Genomic DNA, 13972 nt, shown 5'->3' with positions numbered 1-13972 from the left:
CGATGACCACCGCCGCGCACAGCGCCTGGTTCGTGGCCCTGCCCGACGCGGCCATCGCCCGGGCGGCCAGCGATACGCTGCTGGCCGCCCGTGGCGGCGTGCTCGCCCGCCACGCCTCGGGACGGCCCTGGATCATCGGGTACGGCTACCACACCCCCGCCCCGCCCCAGCGATACGGCGACGAGCTGCGCACGGCCGCCGCGGGAAGGCTGCGGATCGCTATCGCCGGATTCTGCCCTGCCCCCGACCGGGAACTCCGGCGCGCCGCCGCCCAGGCCGGGCGCGGCCGTGTCGAGGACCTGCTGCGGCTGCCGGGCAGCTTCCACCTCATCACCTGTGCCGAGGGGCAGGTGAGCCTGTACGGGGACGTGGCCGGTCTGCGACGCCTGTTCCACAGCCGCCTCGACGACGGCCTGCCCGTGGCGGGTGACCGGGCCGCCGCCCTGGCGGCGCTGACCGGCGGCGCGCTTGATGAGCGCTGGCTGGGCGCCCGGCTGCTGAACCCGGAGATGCCCGCCGATCTGCTGTGGTCGCGTCTGTCACCCTACCGCGGCGTGGTGCCGGTGCCGCCCGGCCACCGCCTGCGCCTGGACCATGACGGCGTCAGCGCCGCCTGCTACTGGCGGCCGCCGGCGGCGGTACTGACGCTGACCGAGGGCGCCGAGCTGCTGCGCACGGCACTGTCGCGGGCGGTCGAGGCCGCCGTGTCCCAAGCCGGCCGCGCCAGCGTGCAACTGTCCGGCGGCTGGGACTCGGCCGCCTTGGCCGCCCTCGCCTGCCGGGCCCGCCCGAAAGGCGGCACACTGCTGCTCACCGTGGCCTCGGCCACGGCCGACAACCCGGACGTGCGCTGGGCCCGCCACACCGCGAACCGGCTGCGCCCAGCCGAGCACCAGGTGCTCGAAGCCTGCAGCTACCCACTGCTGTTCGACGGCCTGGCCGAGCCGATCGTGACCGACGAGCCGGCCTCGTTCATGGTCTCCAGCGCCCGCATCCGGCACCTGACCGGCGTGCTGACCCGGTACGGCAGCGCCGCCCACCTCAACGGCCAAGGCGGTGACGAAGTACTCCTCGCGCCCCTGGCCCACCTCTTCGATCTGTGGCGGCGGCCCGGACTGGCCTGGCATCACCTGCGCGGCTACGCCGCCCTGTCCGGCGTCGGCACGCTGCCGCTACTGGCCGCCCTGCTACGCGCCCGCCCCTCATGGCGGGGTCCACGGCGGGATGCGGGTGGCGCGTCGCTGCGGTGGGCACCGGCTTCTGCCCGGCCGACGTTCCGGCCGACGCTGGTCACCGGCTCCGAAGCCGTGCCCCTGCTACCGCCGTGGGCCACCGCCGCCGCCACCGAACAGGCGGCCACCCTGCTGGACATGCTCGACCCGCCCGAGGGCGATACGGTCACGCACGCCACCGTGACCCGGATCCGCGCCTGCGCCCGCCGCGCCGCCGCCTACCGCGACGCGCTCGCCCAGCACGACGTGCCCGCGCACTTCCCGTACTTCGATCAGGCGGTCATCGACGCCTGCCTGGCCACCCGGCCGGAGGTGCGCACCACCCCCTACCAGCCCAAACCGCTGCTGGCCGCCGCCCTGGCGCCGATCGCCCCCGGCCTGCTGGTGCGCCGCGACAAGGGCCACCACAACCACGACCTGCACGCCGGGCTGGCCGCGCACGCCCCGCACCTGCTGGAGCTGTTCGGCGACGACTGCGCCCTGGCCCGCGCCGGCGTCATCGACGCAGCCCTGCTGCGGCGAGCCCTGACCGGCACCGGCCCGTCCAGCGTGGCCGGCGGGCTGCCGCTGGCGTTCCTGACCGAGACCCTCGCCATGGAGTTGTGGCTGCGCCACCGAACCGGAGGTAGTGATCATGTCCTGGAACCTGGCCCCGGCCGTGCGCCGGACCGGCGCGCTGCTGTTTGACGGCGGCCGCGGCGGCTACTTCGCGCTCAACCCCACCGCCACGCAGACGCTGGAGGTCCTGCTGACCGGCGGCACCTGCGAGCAAGCCGCCCAAGAGCTCGCCGCGGCCTACGCCGTCGGCACCGAACGCGCCCTCGCCGACGTGGCGGCGCTCGTGGCCGACCTGACCAACCGGCAACTACTGAGGCAGGCAGGATGAGCACGCTGGTCGCGCTGCCCGAACCCATCGCCCTGACCGGACGCGAGCAGTTGCGCGGCCGAACGGCGCTGCTGGCCACCCGGCTGCTGCTGGCCCGCCACCGCTCCCACCCGGACCGGCTGGCCGCGCATCTGGCCGTCCGAGCCCGAGGCTTCAGCCGGGCTACGGCGCAGCAGGCCCGCCACGCTCAGACCGTCATCACCACGCTCAGCCCACGCTGCGGCAGCGGACGCGGCTGCCTGCCCCGCTCCATCGCCACCGCGCTGGCCTGCCGCGCACTGTATCTGACATGGCCGACCTGGCGCGTTGGCATGCGCTACCCGCCGCTGATGTCCCACGCTTGGGTGCAGGCCGACGGCCAGCCCATCGGCGATGACCCCGAGGTCATCGCCGCCTACACGCCGACCTACACCGTCGGCCCGGAAGGAGCCCCATGACCACCGCCCCCGCCACCGAGAGCACGGCTGGCCGGATGGCCCGCCTGGCCGAGCAGCTGCGCGAGCTCGGCGCCATCCGCACCGACGCCGTCCACCACGCCTTCGCCACCGTGCCCCGGCACCTGTTCATCACCGGCTTCTACACCGGCGGCGACGCCTACACCCGCCTCGGCGACCCGCCTGGCGACGACCTGCTCGACCAGATCTACTCCGACGTCGCGCTGATGACGCACCGGCCCAGCGACGCGGCCGGACGCCCGTCCTCGGCCTCGATGCCACGCGTGGTAGCCCGCATGCTGGAGGCCCTCGACCTGCGGCCGGGCCTGCGGGTGCTGGAGATCGGCGCCGGCACCGGCTACAACGCGGCGTTGATCGCCGCCATCACCGGCGCCGACGTGGTCAGCGTGGACGTCAGCGAGGTCATCGTCGCCGAAGCGCAGGCGGCCCTGCAGCGCGCCAACGCGAGCAACACAGCCGCGTACGTCGCCGACGGCTACCTCGGACACCCCGACCGGGGCCCGTACGATCGGATCATCGTCACCTGCGGCATCACCGGGATCTCGCCGCGATGGCTGGAGCAGCTCGCGCCCGGCGGGCTCATCCTGGCCCCTATCGCTCACGCCGGATTCCACCCCACCCTGGCCATCACGCTCGATGGCGCCGGGCGGCCCATCGGCCGCGGGATACTGTCCAGCGACTTCATGGCCGCTGGCGGCCCTCTCTACGGCCGGCCCGCCGACCAGACCTCGCCGCCCGGCGAGGTGCCCGCCGACGGTGGGCTAACCGTCTGGCCCGGCACTGTTCCCGCCCTGGCCGATGACCGCTACTTCGACCTGTGGTTCGCCCTCGGCGCCGCCGACCCGCGTACCATCCGCGCCTACACGCCCGGCCTGGACGCCGCCCTGGGCATGGTCTGCCTGCACGAGCCCGGCCGCGGCACCGCCTGGGTGCAACGCGACGGCGCCATCCGCTTCACCGGCCACCAAGACCTCGCCCACCAACTGACCGCCCTCACCCAGCAATGGGACAGCGCCGACCGGCCCCGCATCAGCGACTGGACGGCCGGCTTCGTCCTGTCCGAGGCAGCCGACCCGCTCTGGCATCCGGCAGCCTGGGCACGATGAGCCCAGTCCGCCCACTAGCCATGCCTGACCTGCTCGCTGCCGCCTGACCTCGCGCCCCGTGCATGCCTGCGGATATCTGGTGACCGGGAAGCTCAACCGTTCGCCAGATGTCCCGGCGGCCCGGGGCAATACTCCCTGCATGACGGACCCAACTCCCTTCTCCCGAGTCAAGATCCGTCACCCGGCCTCGATCGCCAGCATCGAACGCAGGTCCGCGACAGCCGGGCGGGCCTGCTGCTCGACGGGCACCGCTTGCAGCACCATCCGGGCCGTCTCCACCACGTGGGTGCTGCGGAACCGAGCCGGCACGGCGGCCAATACCTCCGTCGCGCGGCCAAGCCCCTGATCGACACCCCCCCTGAGCGATGACCGCCCAAGCGCCATGAAGCTCAACGTTCACCTGGTAGACGTAGTCTCCCGCGTACCCGCGCACGGCCTCACGAGCCTGCGCCGCAGCGTCCTCCATCCCTGCGGCGCTGTACACCCAGGACCGGGTGAAAGCGATTGCGTCCGGCTGCCAGAATCCCAACCTGTCACCGTGCGCCCCCTGCTCAGCAAGAGCCACCAGTCGACGGAGCACGTTGAGGGCTTCCTCATGGCGACCCATCATGGACAGGGCCTTGGCCTCGGCTCCGATGAGCTTGAGCACCGGTTTTCCGCCAGTGAGGTGGCCGGCCTCGGCCACACGCCGCAGGATGGTTTCTGGCGACTGCTGCCCGTACAGGCCATGACCGGCCTCCTCCGCGCGAACCAGCAACCGCAGCGCCAGGTCTCGTGAGGCGTCGGCGGCCCAGCGCGCGGCCTCCCACCACCGGATGGCTGCTCCGTGCTGCCCCATGCGGGTGAGCACGTTGGCGTGGATGGCAGCGAGCATCGCGGTCGCCCTATGCAGCTCGCGCCGTTCCTCGACGCCCGCGCTCTCCATCTGCCTCGCCAGGGTGTCCAAGTCGACGGCGACGTCGCGGGCGACCTGGAGGGCCGGACGGGTCCGAAGCGCGTGGAGATGCCCCTCGTGGACGACGGCCCATTCCTCGGTGCTGCGGCGAGCGCCTATCACGGTGTTGAGCCGTCGCCGGACGACTTCTCCGTCAAGGGCCGCTCCCAAAGCAGTACCGGCGGCTATCTGCAGCAGGCGACGGCGTTCCGTGGTGTCCTCCCCGTCATCGACGTCATCGAAGCCCAGAGTACGCACCGAGCCCATCTCGTGGGTAGGGGGGCGAAACTCCGCATGCTGTCCGAGAACCTCATATCTCTCGTGAACAGCAAGAAGCTCGCCATTCGCACACAAGGCCGTATCGAGCGCGACGGCGATTCGCCGTGTCGGGTTTCTACGGCCTTTCTCCAGATCGTCAATGGTGGATTTGCCCACCGCTGCTCGTTGCGCGAGGGCACGAAGAGGAAGATCCGCATCCTGCCGCAGACGGTGGAGCACCTGTCCGAAGGTCTCTGCCATCAGTGTCCGCCCACCTGACCTGTGTCTGCTAGTGTCCGCGGACACCTGCGGACATCTGCGGACGTGCCGACTCTAGCCCCGACCTGCTGTGGTGGTCAGGCTACTCGTACGCCCCATGAACGCCCATCGAATCGGGAAAGGCGTTCCACGAAAACCGCCCGACCCCCATCCCGGAGATTCCCATGCTGCACGCGAAGGCACCCTTCACAACTGTTTTCACTTGGCGGCTCACCAATGACGCCAACCGGGAAATATCCGGCGTGACGGGCGACCAATTGCGGGCCACGCACCACCTCCTCGACGCCTTCAAGCTGATGCCCGGTGTTCCCCTTCGAGGGGAGCTCCGCATCGCCGGAGTTGACCCCCGGGAAGTCTCAGTGTCCTACCTCCGCACGCACCTGCTGATCCGTGTGCGACGTGACATGGAGACGGGTGCCGTCATCTGCGCACCTCAGCCAGGATTCGCCGCACCCATATACCGGCGTCGCCCCACGAGGGCGTATCCCTCCCGGACAGCCCCCGGCCTGCCAGCTCGGAGGTGCGCACGGCTGGCCGGGGGCGCCAGTTCGGAAGTCGTCGCCTCATGAAGGCGTTGCGCGACTGGCGCAACCTCGACGGCCACTCATTCGATGAGGAGCTCTTCGCCCCCATCCGGCCTGGTGAGGAGAACGGGCTGGAGTTCGTGCCGATCGCCGGAGCGGAAGGAGTCGCGGCGCTACGTCGGCCCAGTCAGCCGCACGCCGTGCTGCTGGTCACCGCCCTGGAACTCGACACCCTGCTCCACCTGCTGCGCTGCCGCTAAGCTCCGGCGCCCCGTCGCGGCTCACGCCGGATGCTCGTCTCTTCCGAGATGAGATGAACACCTCCACCAACGTGGAGCAGGTGGCCAGGGCTACGACCCTCGTCCGGGCCTTGGCCACCTCTGGAACTCGCCACGTCTGCTGCTGGCGAGCACAACCGCGGACGGCCGGTTTCACCGGGATGGCGCCGGCCGTCCACGACTCCTGGAAGACACCACCAGCCGAACGAGAGGACTGCCATGACAGCGAAAGACAGATGCCCGGCCGTGGTCGAGCGTGTCAACGACCACGTGGAGATGCGTGTCGATGAGCGCGTGCTGACGGCGAGCCTGGACGGCTGGGCGCAGTTCCTGCGCGCCGTGCAGGACGGCAAGCCGACGGACGGGTCCGTCCGCTTGCGGACGGACGTCGCGCACGCGGCGACGCTGTGGAACGTCGAGGCCGACGGCGACCCGCTGAACCTCAACGCGGAGGAGTGGGCGACGGTCAGGGAGCACATCGAGCGCGGCGACTTCGACCTGGAGAAGCTGCCGCGTCAGGCGCAGGAGCCGGACACCGTCGCCTGACGACGTCGCCTCCGCCCGGCGCGATTGTCCCGCCCTTTCGCGCCAGGCATTCCCGCCCTGGACACGGGCCCGGCCAGGGCGGCTGGGGCCGAGACCGCTCACTGATTCCGGCGGTCTCGGCCCTCCACCGTCTCCGAGCACACCACATCCGAACACACGAGCCAGGAGGATCGCATGACCGGCACGACGCTCATCCGGGCCGCTACCTTCAACCTCAACGATGGAGGCATCGACGACGGACAGGACGACAGGTGGTGCAGGCAGCTCGACATGCTGGCCACGCTCGACCTGCACGTGCTCGCCCTGCAGGAGCTCAAGAACGACGACCGCGACGGGTGGCGGCGGCTGCGTCAGGCCGAGCGGGCGCTGGGCATGCACGGGTACGCGGTGCCCTCCAACCATCACGGCTGTCATCCGCAGAAAGTACGATCGGCGCCCGGCGGAAGAACTCGAAGGGACGGGGTTGCACGACGTCGGCGCGATCCTCGGCGACAGCGACCCGACCGTGGGACATGGCAACGGCCCGGCCTACCGGTGCGACCGCATCCACACCACTCTGCCGCGCACGTCGATGGTCAGCCACCGGGTCATCCACGAGGAGCACCCGACGTCAGATCATCGGCCGGTGGTGGCCGAGTTCGAGGTCTGATCGTGGCTCTGGTCACAGGAACGAGCGCCGAGCCCGGACCTCCAGACCCGAGGCCGCGGTGGTCGACGTGGCTGCCGCGGTGATCAGGACCGTCCGCGAGTGTGGATCGCCTACCGCGATCGCGGGCGTGAGGTGGAGCCACCGAGACGCGCTTCCAGGGCCAGCGGCGGTGATCTGGCCGGTCACGTCCGCGCCGCCCGTGAAATCCCACGTGTCTGTCGTGACGAGCCGCGCCCGCATCTGCCCGCAGTCGATCAGCAGCCGCTCTCCGGCGAGCAGGCCGGAGGGCCGACCGACGGTCGCGCCGGTGGCAACGTCGGTGACAACGTCGGTGACGCTCAGGTTGACGGCTGGACCGGTGACGCGCACGAGCGCGTCCACGATCCGGCCGGTCGAACCCGCCAGCGGCGTGATCGGCTGGCTGGCGGCGTTCGCCGATCCCGTCCACACTGCTTCGATGGGGTCCCGCCAGTACACGGCGGGGATCTTGACGACTGCGGTGAGCCGGGCTCGGGCCGCCGAGGTGTTGATCTCCGGCTCCGACACCGCTTCGACCGTGACCTGGGCGACGCGCACGATCGATCCGGCGGTGTAGGTGAGGTCCATCAGCCGGTGGCGGACGCCGAGCATGGCCGAGATGGCTTCGAGGTTGCGCTCCAGTTGTTCGAATCCGCCGGCCCCGCCCGACGGGGTGCGGCCGGTCACTCCGATCACCAGCGGCAGCGTCGTCGTTTCCAGATCCAGCCCGTGCACCGGCAGCTCACCGGCGACGCCGGGCACTTTGACCGACACCGAGCGCACGCCCGGCAAGGGGCGGCGCTTGGTGCCGACCTTGGTCCGCCAGCACCCGGCCGGGTGGTCCAGGGCGACCCCGTCGAGCAGGTATGTCGGCATCAGCTCCTCCTACTTGTCCATCTCGACGCAGAAGTCCTGTGATCACGCCCTAGGCAGACACTTTCGCCGCTTCTAGGCTGCGCTCGTGACCGACATCAGCTACTTCGACGCATGGCAGCTATGGTTGGACGGCAGGTCCACCCTCGGCAACGATCTCCTGGGCATGCAGATGATCTGGTGGGGACGCGGCGGGAAGATCCTCAGCTTCCTCAGCGGTGTCACTATCGTGGTTGACCTCGTCGGCCCTGAGAAGTTCTCCCGTTACGGTCATTGGATCCAGCGTCTTTTGAACGTGCAGGTGTGGCATTTTCCCGTCGTACCGTTTGTGGTGGGGGGCGTGGTCGGCGTCCTTACGCCGTCCCGCCTCGACACGGAGTCGATCGTCGCGAACCTTATCGGCTGGGCGATCGGGGTATCACTCGTGCTGCTGCTGCTTCGGTTTTCCTTCCTGCTGATCAATCCGCAGATGGCGTTGATCATCCGGTGGATGTCGCTCGGACTCTTCGTCGTGGGCTTTCACTTCGATCTGCTCGCTTCATAGCTGAGAACGCGCGCTCCATGCGGCGCCTACAGCACCCCGAGCATCCCGGCGTAGGCGAGGCCGCGGTTGACGGTCTCGCTCGCGGGTTCTGCGACCGGATTGATCGCCGTCACCTGGATGGTTACGGACCCTCCGGCGCGGTTCGGCGCTCCTGTGACAATGTGGCCAGCCGAACCAAGATCCACGGCCAATCGCGGCCGGAACGATCGCTCAATGTCCCCGGAGATCCGTGTCACGGTGGCCAGTACCGTCCGAGCGGAGGTCTGCATGCCCTCCGCCATGCCTAGCATCGTGAACTGGCCGATCTCGGCGAACAAAGTGGACGGCGAGCTGATGCCCATCGCCGCGCGCACCCAATCCGGCAGGATGTTGCGGAAGAAGCCCCAGATCACGTCCCGGAACCACCCGGCCGCCGCTTGGATTCCGTTCCACAGCCCTTGCAGGAGCTGCCAGCCGAGGTTGTCGATGACGACGAGGAAGTCGAGGATCGCGCGCCCGGCGGTCGCGAGCGCGCCGACGAGATCGCCGCGCAGCAGCAGCGCAGCCGATTGCACCAGGGTGATCAGCGGCTGCTGGTACAGGCCGCGCGGAAGGTGGATGCGAACGGCATGCGGAAGCTCGACGAACTCGGCCTGAAGGTCGTAGGCACGCTGCATCGTGGCGTCATGCTGGGCTCGGTCGCCCTCGTCGAGATCACGCGCGACAGCAGCAGCCCATGGGCCAAGCCGTCCCAGCACCATTGGCAGCTGTCCGACCCGGAGCCGGCCGTGCGGTTGCTGGGGGTGAAGGGGCAGCAAGGTCGGCTGTTCGACCCGCCGGCGGACTGGCGGCGCGGGTTCGCGCAGCATGATGCGCACGGAACCCGGCTGTCGCGAGTGCGGGAGATGCCGCCAGAGGAGCGAGGGTCGCCGTTCAGGGGCGAAGGTAGACCCTGCCGCTGCGCTGCTGGCCGCGATCAGCTGGCCTTGACCGGCGACGGGGCCACGTACTCGAACGAGAGCACGCCGAGCCGCCGGGGGTCGAGGGACTGTTCATGCATCCAGGCGTGCTTGCTGGTGGTGCCGAGCTTGCGGTCCTGGCGCTGCACGCGCCAGCGAGGGCTCCGGGCCCGGTAGGCGTTCAACGCGGGGTGCGAGGAGACGGCGCGCATGCGGTAGCCGCGTTCGTACAGGTATTGGCCCATCCACTCCGTCATCCGGCCGCCCAGCGACAAGCCCTGATAATCCGGCAGCACCACGGTACGGTGCGCCATTTTCAGATTCCTCGTACGGGGGTGCTGGAAATGACGGTAGCTGGTAAACGCGGCCAGCTCGCCGTCCACGTAGCCGACGAAGCATTGCGCGGCCGGGTGCAAGTCGGCCGTCAGATAGTGATGGCGGCTAAACACGGACCAGAGGGAGCGGTCCGCCTGGTGAATGGCGAACTGGAGCGGGGGCCGGGGTTGAACCGACCTCCAGGTGAACTCGGCGGCGGCAACGTCGTAGGTCCAGTCCGGCTGCAGCCACTCCTCGACGTCGTAGTGGCAGGTGACGGCGACGAGCTGCCGCTTGCGACGGCGGACCGCCTTCTGTGCCGCGTGCGACGCGATGCGCGCGACCTGCCGGTCCACGACGCTGGTGAACTCGTCGATGACCACGAGGCCCTCGTGCTCGGCCAGCGCCCGCGCCAGCCCAGCGCGGAACGCCTCCCCATTCGAGAGCGTCGCATAAGACCTGAGCCATGCCGGCGGCGAGTTCAGGCCAACCGTGCCGAGCAGGCCGACGACCTCCTTGATCGACATGTTCTTCGGGAAGTCGTCCACGAGCGCTCGGTCACTCCAGCACTGACTGCCGACCAGCGCGTCGGGCCAGAGCTTGCGGGCGATGGTGCTCTTACCCGCTCCGCTGGGGCCGACGAGCAGGCCGACGTTCCACGTCCGTTCCTCGATGGGCAGGTTGACGCTCCACGAGCCGGCCAGCTTCTCGCTGATGGGCACGTCGAACAGGCCCTGCAACTGGAGCACCCGCGCGCTCCGCTTGACGGACGACGACAAGGTGATCTCAGCCTGCACATCGATCCCCTCTCTCGTAGCCGATAGGAAGGAGCAGAATGCGGATGCGCTAAACGAGCCACATCTCTAGCCTCGGCAGAGTGACGACCCTGAACCATGATCAGCTACTGGCTTCCGCAAGAGATTTCGCGCATAGGGCGCTGCGGGCGTACGTCGAAGATGACCAGCGTGTGATTCTGATCAATGCAGCCTTCTCCTTGGAGCATCTCAGCAAGGCATACCTGTATGCCCAGCATCCAGCCCTCCTCATGGAGGTACGCAACGGGCAATTCGACTCGTTGCTGCATCTCACTGGGCTGGGCGGCAAGGCGCGTAAGCTCAAGGCGCCTCGTACGATCAGCGCGAAGGAAGCCCTGGCGAGAGTCGAGCAACTGATGACTCTAAGGACACCGCGGGCAGCCCTCGATGAACTCATCGATGTGCGTGATGGCGTCGTGCATGTGGGGTACCTGAGCCAGACCAGTACTCGGGAGATCTTGACCGTATTCCTGCGGTTCTCCAACGAGCTCTATGAGGAGCAAGGCGTAGATGAGTCCGCTCGTTGGGGTGATCACTCAACTCTGGTCACCTCTCTCATTACGCAAGCCTTGTCCGAGATCGAGCACGAGGTTCAGCGCAAGATCGCAGCGGCCAAGCGGCGCATCGGGGAACTGATGAGCAAGATCCCCGAGTCCGAACACGTCGCTGTGGGGGACGCGAGGCAGGCGATGACGCCTTTCCAGCGATATCTCGACCAGGAAGCCAGCGCAAGCGGCTCTCGTGATCATCGGATCACCATTCGATGCCCCGCGTGCAACCATCCGGACGCCTCTTGTATCGGCCACATCGAGTGGGACTTCGACATGCCAGCTGAGATCGGCTCGATGGACCGGATTGAGGAGGTGGCCGGACAGGAAGAGTATTTTCTCCCACGGGCTCTGCTCTGCGGCTCCTGCGATCTTCGACTGGATTCCGAAGACGAGCTGCAGGCGGTGGGGATACCGCGTCGCGTGGTGTTCGGAGGCAGAGGACTTCAGCTCCAGTGAGAACCGGGCGCTGCCCACACGTCAGGAAGTTCAGCAGTTGCCACACACTTCTTATTTCATCTAGGTATGATAGTGGCATGGCAGGTCTCGAACGGATCACCCAGCCCACCCTCGACGTGCTCGAAGTCCTCGTCACGGCCCACGACCGGAACGAGCGAGTTCACGGCTGGGCAATCATGAAAACAACCAAACGTGCAGGTCCGACCGTCTACAAGGTGCTCGACCGGCTGGAGGATGCTCATTGGGTCGTCGGCGAGTGGGAAGAACTAGGACCTGACCAACCTGGCCCGCGTCGCCGCTTCTATCAGCTCACGGGCGAAGGGGCACCTGCTGCTCGCGCTCTACTCATAAAGCGCCGCCCATCCGCACTTCAGCCCCGCCCCGCTACCGACTTTGCTTCGCTCTCGAAGCTACTTGGCTTAGCGTTCGGAGGCACGCGTTGAGTGACCTAGAGATTCTCCTCAGCGTCGTGCTTGGTCTCCTGGTGAATGAGACATGCGACGTCTCTCCATGGCTCGCGCGAAAGCTCGTTGTAAGAGCCGCCAATCTGCAGTACCGGGACCAGGAGCGGGCGACGGTGCGTGCAGAAGAATTGGCCGCAGTAATCGAGGAGCGTCCAGGCAAACTGCTCAAGCTCGCCACCGCTTTGGCCTTCATCGCTGGCGCGCTAGCAGCTCGACTGTTGCGTGTAGCACAGATTTCTACAAAGACAATACGTCTGTGGATTCATCTCTCGGTAGCTTCGTGGAAGGTTCTCTATCTGTCAGTCCGCACGAGTAGGACAGAAAGGAAGATGAAGAAGCTTCTTTGTGAACTGGCCAACAGAGAAGGTAAAGGTAAATCTAGCGCTGCTGCGGCAGCAGCTCTTCTAGTCCTTGAAGGTGGCAGAAAAACGGCTATCACTATGCCGGAAGTAGCTGGCTCGCAAGAGGCGCTCAAGCGCGCCGAGCTTCTTTTGCGGAGGATACCGCCCAACGACGCGGATGATCAAATTGGCGAGGGCGCTTGATGACCGCCCTCGAACTCACCCTCGAAATCATCCTGGTGCTGATCGTCAACGAAACATGCCATGCCTCCGCATGGCTAGCGTGCAAACTCGTTCGCAGGGCTGCATATTTCCAATACCGAGACCCGGAACGCGCGGCGATACGAGCCGAGGAATTTGCTGCTCTCATCAACGACCGCCCCGGACAACTTTTCAAGATCTGCACAGCGCTTATCCTATTGATCAGTGCGCTGGCCACGCGGTCCATAAGCCGCACGCCGACTCACGGGCGCAACGTTGCCGCCGTTGTCAGACGCATTCGGTTTGGTGTTGAAAATCTCAAGCTCCTGCATCGCGCGAAATCTGAAGGAAAGTCATACTTTGTGCTTATATTGCCTGATAGGCGGCTCGTCATGGAGTATGACAGAAATAGCCGGATCGACTCCGAGCTCATCTGGCATATGGTGATCGGGGCAGTCGGAAAAGGACTTCCCTACAGATTCCTGAGCTAGCGCGGCAAGTTACATTAGTGCCCTGACTTGCCATCCCTCGTCCGTCAAGCGCTCCAGTAGGCGAGTCTGCTCGTCCTCGTTGTCGCAGGTGACGATGATGCCCCACACCTCGGGGCGGGCGTCCTCGTCGGCGTCGCCCGGCTCGGGCAGCTCCTCGACGCGCTCGGGCTGGTGATCGTCGGCCGCGGCCAGCCGGGTGAGGTCGTCGGGGGTGTAGCCGGTGGCGGCGAGCAGGTCCGGGTCGGCGTCGCGAACGTCGGCTAGGACCTCGGCGAGCATCCGCTTTTCCCAACCGCCGCGTTCGGGGGTGCGGTTGTTCGCGATCAGGTACGCTTCGGCGTCCGCGTCGCTGCGGCTCGACCAGCCGCGCACGATCGGCACCAGCCACGTCCCGTCGTCGTCGACCAGGACGCCTTCGGGCGGGGACTCCTGCTCGGCGGACATCTCCTCCAGTACCTGGAGGCGGCCGTGGCCGACAACGAGCCGCCCCGTCCGCTCGTCCAGCTCGCCGGCGATGACGCAGCCGAACTCCTCGATCGAGGTGCGGATGGCGGGCAGGTCGTGCTCTTTCGGGTTGCGGACGGCGCGCGGAATGTCGTGCAGCCGCATGTGCTCGATTCGGCGCATTGGCCCCTGTCCTTCGTGTCTTGGGCGGGCGTACAGTCGAGCCCGGTGTAAAGCGCGTACCGGCGGATGGATCACGGCCGTGGTCAATGACACTGCATGGCAGACACTGATCGGGACCCTGGGCGGAGTCGCGGTCACAGCGGTCTTCGGCCTCTTGACGGCCTACTTCACGCACCGCTGGCAACAAGATC

At 67.7% G+C, this 13972-nt stretch carries 18 protein-coding genes and 1 pseudogene; 13 read left to right on the top strand and 6 right to left on the bottom strand.

What is annotated here, in order from left to right:
• The first annotated feature begins 2 nt into the window (after nucleotides 1-2).
• From KIS93_RS10430 to KIS93_RS10415, 4 genes are read left to right on the top strand one after another with little or no spacing between them, the layout of a single operon-like run.
• Nucleotides 3-1919: an asparagine synthase-related protein gene (locus KIS93_RS10430; protein ID WP_080038926.1), complete on the top strand. Its 1917-nt coding sequence runs from the start codon at nucleotides 3-5 to the stop codon at nucleotides 1917-1919.
• Nucleotides 1867-2118, top strand: coding sequence for a PqqD family peptide modification chaperone (locus tag KIS93_RS10425; protein WP_080038927.1), 252 nt, complete (start codon nucleotides 1867-1869; stop codon nucleotides 2116-2118). Before KIS93_RS10430 ends, KIS93_RS10425 begins: the two co-directional genes overlap by 53 nt.
• A complete protein-coding gene (locus KIS93_RS10420) occupies nucleotides 2115-2555 on the top strand; it encodes a lasso peptide biosynthesis B2 protein (RefSeq protein ID WP_080038928.1) in 441 nt (146 codons plus the stop codon). Before KIS93_RS10425 ends, KIS93_RS10420 begins: the two co-directional genes overlap by 4 nt.
• On the top strand, nucleotides 2552-3679 hold the full coding sequence (locus KIS93_RS10415; RefSeq protein WP_080038929.1) for a protein-L-isoaspartate O-methyltransferase family protein: 1128 nt from the start codon (nucleotides 2552-2554) through the stop codon (nucleotides 3677-3679). Before KIS93_RS10420 ends, KIS93_RS10415 begins: the two co-directional genes overlap by 4 nt.
• A 177-nt stretch (nucleotides 3680-3856) precedes the next feature.
• Here the strand turns inward: KIS93_RS10415 and KIS93_RS67390 are convergent, their stop codons facing one another.
• Nucleotides 3857-3988 carry a hypothetical protein gene (locus KIS93_RS67390; protein WP_268966963.1) on the bottom strand — a complete coding sequence of 44 codons (132 nt, stop codon included), beginning with the start codon at nucleotides 3986-3988 and terminating at the stop codon, nucleotides 3857-3859.
• A 229-nt stretch (nucleotides 3989-4217) separates the two neighbouring features.
• Here KIS93_RS67390 and KIS93_RS64940 point away from each other — a divergent pair, with 229 nt between their 5' ends.
• Complete coding sequence (locus tag KIS93_RS64940) at nucleotides 4218-4457, top strand: hypothetical protein (protein WP_230466183.1); 240 nt, start codon at nucleotides 4218-4220, stop codon at nucleotides 4455-4457.
• A gap of 543 nt (nucleotides 4458-5000) precedes the next feature.
• Here KIS93_RS64940 and KIS93_RS68940 read toward each other — a convergent pair.
• Nucleotides 5001-5132, bottom strand: a pseudogene (locus KIS93_RS68940) (helix-turn-helix domain-containing protein); the annotation flags it as partial.
• A 583-nt stretch (nucleotides 5133-5715) separates the two neighbouring features.
• Between KIS93_RS68940 and KIS93_RS10405 the strand changes: the two are divergent.
• The 3 genes from KIS93_RS10405 (at nucleotide 5716) to KIS93_RS10395 (ending at nucleotide 7147) form a co-directional block, all read left to right on the top strand.
• Nucleotides 5716-5934, top strand: a complete 219-nt coding sequence (locus tag KIS93_RS10405; protein WP_080038931.1) for a hypothetical protein — start codon at nucleotides 5716-5718, stop codon at nucleotides 5932-5934.
• Between the two features lie 264 nt (nucleotides 5935-6198).
• Complete coding sequence (locus tag KIS93_RS10400; protein WP_080038932.1) at nucleotides 6199-6498, top strand: hypothetical protein; 300 nt, start codon at nucleotides 6199-6201, stop codon at nucleotides 6496-6498.
• Between the two features lie 463 nt (nucleotides 6499-6961).
• Nucleotides 6962-7147, top strand: coding sequence for a hypothetical protein (locus KIS93_RS10395; protein WP_080038933.1), 186 nt, complete (start codon nucleotides 6962-6964; stop codon nucleotides 7145-7147).
• A gap of 12 nt (nucleotides 7148-7159) precedes the next feature.
• Here the strand turns inward: KIS93_RS10395 and KIS93_RS10390 are convergent, their stop codons facing one another.
• A complete protein-coding gene (locus KIS93_RS10390) occupies nucleotides 7160-7948 on the bottom strand; it encodes a hypothetical protein (protein WP_155127315.1) in 789 nt (262 codons plus the stop codon).
• Nucleotides 7949-8126: 178 nt separating this feature from the next.
• Here KIS93_RS10390 and KIS93_RS10385 point away from each other — a divergent pair, with 178 nt between their 5' ends.
• Nucleotides 8127-8582, top strand: a complete 456-nt coding sequence (locus tag KIS93_RS10385) for a hypothetical protein (protein ID WP_080038935.1) — start codon at nucleotides 8127-8129, stop codon at nucleotides 8580-8582.
• A gap of 26 nt (nucleotides 8583-8608) precedes the next feature.
• Here the strand turns inward: KIS93_RS10385 and KIS93_RS10380 are convergent, their stop codons facing one another.
• Both KIS93_RS10380 and KIS93_RS10375 read right to left on the bottom strand, forming a co-directional pair.
• Nucleotides 8609-9439, bottom strand: coding sequence for a phage tail protein (locus tag KIS93_RS10380; protein ID WP_155127318.1), 831 nt, complete (start codon nucleotides 9437-9439; stop codon nucleotides 8609-8611).
• 98 nt (nucleotides 9440-9537) lie between these two features.
• Complete coding sequence (locus KIS93_RS10375; RefSeq protein WP_080038937.1) at nucleotides 9538-10632, bottom strand: GNAT family N-acetyltransferase; 1095 nt, start codon at nucleotides 10630-10632, stop codon at nucleotides 9538-9540.
• Between the two features lie 80 nt (nucleotides 10633-10712).
• Between KIS93_RS10375 and KIS93_RS10370 the strand changes: the two genes are divergently transcribed.
• The 4 genes from KIS93_RS10370 (at nucleotide 10713) to KIS93_RS10355 (ending at nucleotide 13154) form a co-directional block, all read left to right on the top strand.
• On the top strand, nucleotides 10713-11657 hold the full coding sequence (locus KIS93_RS10370; protein WP_155127321.1) for a hypothetical protein: 945 nt from the start codon (nucleotides 10713-10715) through the stop codon (nucleotides 11655-11657).
• Nucleotides 11658-11734: 77 nt separating this feature from the next.
• On the top strand, nucleotides 11735-12100 hold the full coding sequence (locus KIS93_RS10365; RefSeq protein WP_080038939.1) for a PadR family transcriptional regulator: 366 nt from the start codon (nucleotides 11735-11737) through the stop codon (nucleotides 12098-12100).
• 134 nt (nucleotides 12101-12234) lie between these two features.
• Nucleotides 12235-12666: a hypothetical protein gene (locus KIS93_RS10360; RefSeq protein WP_155127324.1), complete on the top strand. Its 432-nt coding sequence runs from the start codon at nucleotides 12235-12237 to the stop codon at nucleotides 12664-12666.
• Nucleotides 12666-13154 carry a hypothetical protein gene (locus KIS93_RS10355; RefSeq protein WP_155127327.1) on the top strand — a complete coding sequence of 163 codons (489 nt, stop codon included), beginning with the start codon at nucleotides 12666-12668 and terminating at the stop codon, nucleotides 13152-13154. Before KIS93_RS10360 ends, KIS93_RS10355 begins: the two co-directional genes overlap by 1 nt.
• Before the next feature lie 9 nt (nucleotides 13155-13163).
• Here the strand turns inward: KIS93_RS10355 and KIS93_RS10350 are convergent, their stop codons facing one another.
• Nucleotides 13164-13781, bottom strand: coding sequence for a ParB N-terminal domain-containing protein (locus KIS93_RS10350; protein WP_080038940.1), 618 nt, complete (start codon nucleotides 13779-13781; stop codon nucleotides 13164-13166).
• Between the last annotated feature and the right edge of the window lie 191 nt (nucleotides 13782-13972).

Origin of the sequence: [Actinomadura] parvosata subsp. kistnae (genome assembly GCF_900323885.1) — a bacterium.
In the GTDB taxonomy this organism is placed as follows: Bacteria; Actinomycetota; Actinomycetes; order Streptosporangiales; family Streptosporangiaceae; genus Nonomuraea; species Nonomuraea composti.
Note: the sequence above shows the minus strand (reverse complement) of the source record. Positions and strands in the feature narration are given on the sequence as shown.

What these genes read in the sequence shown, in the direction of transcription:
- KIS93_RS10365 (WP_080038939.1), top strand. Translation starts at nt 11,735, where the DNA reads ATGGCAGGTCTCGAACGGATCACCCAGCCCACCCTCGACGTGCTCGAA.
- KIS93_RS10350 (WP_080038940.1), bottom strand. Translation starts at nt 13,781, where the DNA reads ATGCGCCGAATCGAGCACATGCGGCTGCACGACATTCCGCGCGCCGTC.
- KIS93_RS10355 (WP_155127327.1), top strand. Translation starts at nt 12,666, where the DNA reads ATGACCGCCCTCGAACTCACCCTCGAAATCATCCTGGTGCTGATCGTC.
- KIS93_RS10430 (WP_080038926.1), top strand. Translation starts at nt 3, where the DNA reads ATGACCACCGCCGCGCACAGCGCCTGGTTCGTGGCCCTGCCCGACGCG.
- KIS93_RS10405 (WP_080038931.1), top strand. Translation starts at nt 5,716, where the DNA reads ATGAAGGCGTTGCGCGACTGGCGCAACCTCGACGGCCACTCATTCGAT.
- KIS93_RS10425 (WP_080038927.1), top strand. Translation starts at nt 1,867, where the DNA reads ATGTCCTGGAACCTGGCCCCGGCCGTGCGCCGGACCGGCGCGCTGCTG.
- KIS93_RS10420 (WP_080038928.1), top strand. Translation starts at nt 2,115, where the DNA reads ATGAGCACGCTGGTCGCGCTGCCCGAACCCATCGCCCTGACCGGACGC.
- KIS93_RS10415 (WP_080038929.1), top strand. Translation starts at nt 2,552, where the DNA reads ATGACCACCGCCCCCGCCACCGAGAGCACGGCTGGCCGGATGGCCCGC.